The organism is Streptomyces sp. NPDC056948, from assembly GCF_042674225.1.
In the GTDB taxonomy this organism is placed as follows: Bacteria; Actinomycetota; Actinomycetes; order Streptomycetales; family Streptomycetaceae; genus Streptomyces; species Streptomyces purpurascens.
In genome coordinates this window covers 1-4,279 of record NZ_JBHUQX010000598.1, presented here as the reverse complement: position 1 = coordinate 4,279, position 4,279 = coordinate 1, and the positions used below count along the sequence as shown (strand labels likewise).

At 72.3% G+C, this 4,279-nt stretch carries 5 protein-coding genes; 2 read left to right on the top strand and 3 right to left on the bottom strand.

The features are described from left to right. Positions 1-62: 62 nt before the first annotated feature. The 3 genes from ACFTZL_RS41850 to ACFTZL_RS41840 all read right to left on the bottom strand — a co-directional run bounded on the left by ACFTZL_RS41850 (position 63) and on the right by ACFTZL_RS41840 (position 2,369). Entirely contained in the window at positions 63-464 is a 402-nt protein-coding gene (locus tag ACFTZL_RS41850; protein ID WP_189729100.1) for a DUF3040 domain-containing protein, read from the bottom strand. 281 nt (positions 465-745) lie between these two features. Beyond that, a complete protein-coding gene (locus ACFTZL_RS41845; protein WP_382594937.1) occupies positions 746-1,609 on the bottom strand; it encodes a methyltransferase in 864 nt (287 codons plus the stop codon). A gap of 196 nt (positions 1,610-1,805) precedes the next feature. Beyond that, positions 1,806-2,369 (bottom strand): SAV_6107 family HEPN domain-containing protein, encoded by a 564-nt coding sequence (locus ACFTZL_RS41840; protein WP_184596522.1) that lies wholly within the window; start codon positions 2,367-2,369, stop codon positions 1,806-1,808. A 156-nt stretch (positions 2,370-2,525) separates the two neighbouring features. Here ACFTZL_RS41840 and ACFTZL_RS41835 point away from each other — a divergent pair, with 156 nt between their 5' ends. Then, the gene (locus ACFTZL_RS41835; protein WP_382594934.1) at positions 2,526-3,320 is read left to right on the top strand and encodes an ATP-binding cassette domain-containing protein; all 795 of its coding nucleotides are present in this window, start codon (positions 2,526-2,528) and stop codon (positions 3,318-3,320) included. Next, positions 3,292-4,279: YhgE/Pip family protein (locus ACFTZL_RS41830; protein ID WP_382594931.1), on the top strand; the 988-nt coding region annotated here is incomplete at its 3' end. The genes ACFTZL_RS41835 and ACFTZL_RS41830, both read left to right, overlap by 29 nt.

Genomic DNA, 4,279 nt, shown 5'->3' with positions numbered 1-4,279 from the left:
CCCGGTGGGTGGTCACCCCCTGATTCACGTCTTCACGTAGTCCCGGGGAGCTGCGCTCCGGGCTAGTGGCCGCCCTGTTCGTCGCGGCGCTTCTGCCAGCGCTGCTCGATGCGGTCCATCATGGAGCGCCGCTGCCGGCCGCCCTGACGGCGGGCTTGCGGTCCGGCGGCGCCTGCCGCCTGTTCGCCCGGCTTGGGGGCCTTGCGCCAGCCGGTCACGGCGAGCACCGCACAGCCCAGCATGACGAGGAATCCCACGACGCTGAGCCAGACCTGCTTGGCGACCATACCGGCCATGAGGAGCGCAATACCTACGAGGAAGCCCGCGACCGCCTGGTAGACCCGTCGCCGGGTGTACGTACGCAGTCCGCTTCCCTCGAGCGCCGTCGCGAACTTGGGATCTTCGGCGTACAGCGCTCGCTCCATCTGCTCGAGCATGCGCTGCTCGTGCTCCGAGAGCGGCACGGAGTCCTCCTCATCGTGCAGTCGCCGGGGGGCGACCCGGGGGGTCTCTTCAGGATAGGCAGGGAATCGCCCCCGTGAAACCCGCCCCTCTGCGCCAACTGACCAACCGGAACCCGCCATGGACGTCCCGGCTCGCTGAGGCTTCCATTCCCCTGCGGCCGACCCGTCATGCCGGAACGGTCTCCCTCGATCATACGGCGCCAAGCCCCCATTCGGGGGGCCTGTGGCGTACTCCATGCACAGTCAAGGCGCTGATCAGGGGTGGTACCTCACGAAGCGGCTCAGGCCTCGACTGCCCCACCGGTCTCGACTGCCCCACCGGCCTCAGCGGCCGCACCGGTCTCGCCCAGCACATGCAGCTGCGTCGCCACCGAGTGGAAGGCCGACAGCTCGGCCGCGGCCTCCTCCAGCTTCAGCAGCGCTTCCAGGGCTCCGGGCTCGGTGTCCACGAGGACGCCGGGTACGAGGTCGGCGAAGACCCGCACGCCGTGCACGGCGCCGACCCGCAGGCCCGCGCCCTCGACGAGTCCCGTGAGCTGCTCGGCGGTGAAGCGGCGCGGCACGGGGTCACCCGTGCCCCATCGGCCGTTCGGGTCGTCGAGCGCCTGCTTGGCCTCCTTGAAGTGACCGGCGAGGGCGCGGGCGAGCACGGCACCCCCGAGACCGGCGGCGAGCAGGCTCAGGACGCCTTCCGGGCGCAGGGCCGCCACCGCGTTGCGGACGCCCTCGGCCGGGTCGTCGACGTACTCCAGGACGCCGTGGCACAGCACCACGTCGTAGCCGCCGCGCTCGGCCACGTCGAAGAGGCCGTGGGCGTCGCCCTGCACGCCCTTCACCCGGTCGGCGACGCCGGCCTCGGCGGCGCGGCGCTCCAGGGCGAACAGCGCGTTGGGGCTGGGGTCGACGACGGTGACCCGGTGGCCGAGGCGGGCGGCGGGCACCGCGAAGTTGCCGCTGCCGCCTCCGGTGTCGAGGACGTCCAGCGCCTCCCGGCCCGTGGCCTTGACCAGGCGATCCAGGGCGTCCTGGAGGACCTCCCAGACCACTGCGGTACGGAGTGAGGCGCGAGATCGAGAAGGGCCGGAGCGCAGCGACGCCGGTTGGGCATGGTGGGGGGAGACGGGTGGGCGCATCGGGTCCGACACGGCAGTTGACTCCTCGGCGCGGCACCGCCTCTTGCGCGGCGGAGCGAACGGGGTGCCTCCCCCGGCCCCGGCTGCGGGAAGGGAAGACTTCAGGCGTCTCCCACCCTATTGCCTCGGACACGGCGGCCCGCATGAGCGGTCCCGGCAGGGACTCCGGCCGGTGCCGGCCGGGCGGACCCGGAGCGCCGGTACCCCGTCAGCCCGCGTCCGGCATGCCCCTCCCCGCGCCGGGATCCTCGGGCCGGTCCTGGTCCGGGCGCGGCTGCGGGAGGACCGGCTGGAGGACGAGCATGCGCTCGACGAGGCGGAGGAACATCGCCACGTCGCGTATCAGGTCGTCGGCGTCCCGGACGCTCGCCGCGCCCTGGATGCCCGCCTCGGCGCGGGCCCGGCGCCGGGCGCCGGCGGCGAACAGCGCGCTCCACTCGGTCAGTTCGGGCGCGATCTCGGGGAGCACTTCCCAGGCGCTCCGGATCTTGGTCCGGGCCCGGGTCGAGGTCTCGGGCCTCCCCCGGGCGGCGAGGACGGCGGCGGCGGTGCGGAGGGCGGCGAGATGAGCCGTCGCGTAGCGCTCGTTCGGTGTGTCCAGGGCGGTGGCCTCGTCGAGACCGGAGCGGGCCTGGGCGAGCAGGTCGAGGGCGGCGGGCGGGGCCGTGGCCCGGCGCAGCACGGGGTGTACGTCGCTCGCCGGGCCGGTCAGTGAGGGTGCAGGGCCGGTGGCGCGGCGCCGGCGGGCGGCTGCTGCGTGATAGCTGGCCATGACGAACCTCCTGTCGTCGTGTGACGGCGGCTCCTCCCAGGGAGTGCCGTATGTGACCCATCGTGAGGTATGGCACTGACAATCCGTTCTGACCTGCGGTTTTGCTTCGATCGTAGGTTCGGAGTAGTTTTTGCACTGACCAGTCAGTTCAAATTCATGCGCACCATCACTGCGCACAATCAGGGGAGCCCCGTGGGGGAACAAGCGGGAGGGGCGCGGGTCGCCGCCGAGGGCCTTGGGATCAAGGGGCCGCGCGGGTGGGCGTTCCGCGGGATGTCCGTCGACGCAGAGCCGGGATCACTCATCGCGGTCGAGGGCCCGTCCGGGTCCGGCCGTACGAGCCTGCTGCTCGCGCTGACGGGACGGATGAAGATCACGGAGGGCACCGCGGCCATCGGCGACGCAGGCCTTCCCAAGCAGGTGTCGGCGGTGCGCCGCGTCAGCGCCCTGGCCCATGTGCCCGGGGTCACCGACCTCGAACCGGCCCTCACCGTCGGCGAGCACCTGCGCGAACGGGCCCTGCTCCAGAGGCGGTTCGGCGACTCCCTGCGCGGACTGCTGCGGCCCCGCGGCGAGCGGGCGGCCGAGGCCGGGCTGCGTGTCGACGCCGCCCTGGCCGCGGCCGGACTCGACCTGGAGACGCTGCCCAAGGGTCCCCGTACCGCCGTACGCGATCTGGAGCGTCTGGAGGCGCTGCGGCTGTCGGTCGCCCTCGCCCTCGTCGCCCGACCGCGGCTGCTCGGGGTCGACGACACCGACCTCAAGCTCTCGGACGACGAGCGGGACGAGGTCTGGGCCCTGCTCAGGTCCGTCGCCGACGCCGGGACGACGGTCGTGGCGGTGTGCAGCGAGGCCCCCGAGGGCGCCGTCAAGGTGTCCACCCGGCAGAGCACCCATCAGAGCGAGGACAAGGAGAAGGCCGATGCGTTCGCCGAGACTGGCCGCGCTTGAGCTCCGCCGCTTCGGCCGGGGGAAGCTGCCGCGCGCCGCACTGGTCGCGCTGCTGGTGCTGCCGTTGCTGTACGGGGCGCTGTACCTGTGGTCGTTCTGGGACCCGTACGGCCGGCTGGACCGTATCCCCGTGGCGCTCGTGAACGACGACAAGGGGGCGACCGCCGACGGGAAGAAGGTGACGGCGGGCGACGACATCACGGAGAAGCTGCGCGACAGCAAGACCTTCGACTGGCGCGAGGTGAGCGCCGACGAGGCCCGCAGGGGCGTCGAGGACGGCACCTACTACCTGTCGCTCACCATGCCCGGCGACTTCAGCGAGCGGATCGCCTCCAGCTCCGGTAAGTCCCCGGAGACCGGCGCCCTCCAGGTGCGCACCAACGACGCGAACAACTACATCGTCGGGCAGATCTCCCGGACGGTGTTCAGCGAGGTGCGCCAGGCCGCGTCCACGAAGACGTCGCGGTCCTTCCTGGACAAGATCTTCGTGTCGTTCTCCGACATCCACGGCGAGACCGTGAAGGCCGCGAAGGGCGCCGACAAGCTCAAGGGCGGCATCGGGAAGGCCGAGAAGGGCTCCAAGGACCTCGCCGACGGCCTCAAGGACGCCAAGGACGGCAGCGGGAAGCTGTCCACGGGTCTGAAGAAGCTCAACACGGGCGCCGGCGACCTGGCGGACGGCTCGAAGCGGGTCGCGGACGGCACGCAGAAGCTCGCCGACAGGGTCAACACGACCGCCGGCAAGGTGGGCCCCTTCCTGAAGGGCAACGAGAAGACCATCGAGGACACGGCCCGGCTCGTCGCCGACTCCTCCGGCGCGATCCGCAAGCACCTGGACACCCTGGCGGAGCGGGCCCCGGCCGCCGCCAAGGGCGCCCGTACGGCGTCGGACACGCTGAACGGCGTCTACGCCAGGCGCTGCGACGACCCCGTGCTGCCCGACGCCGCCTGCACCGACC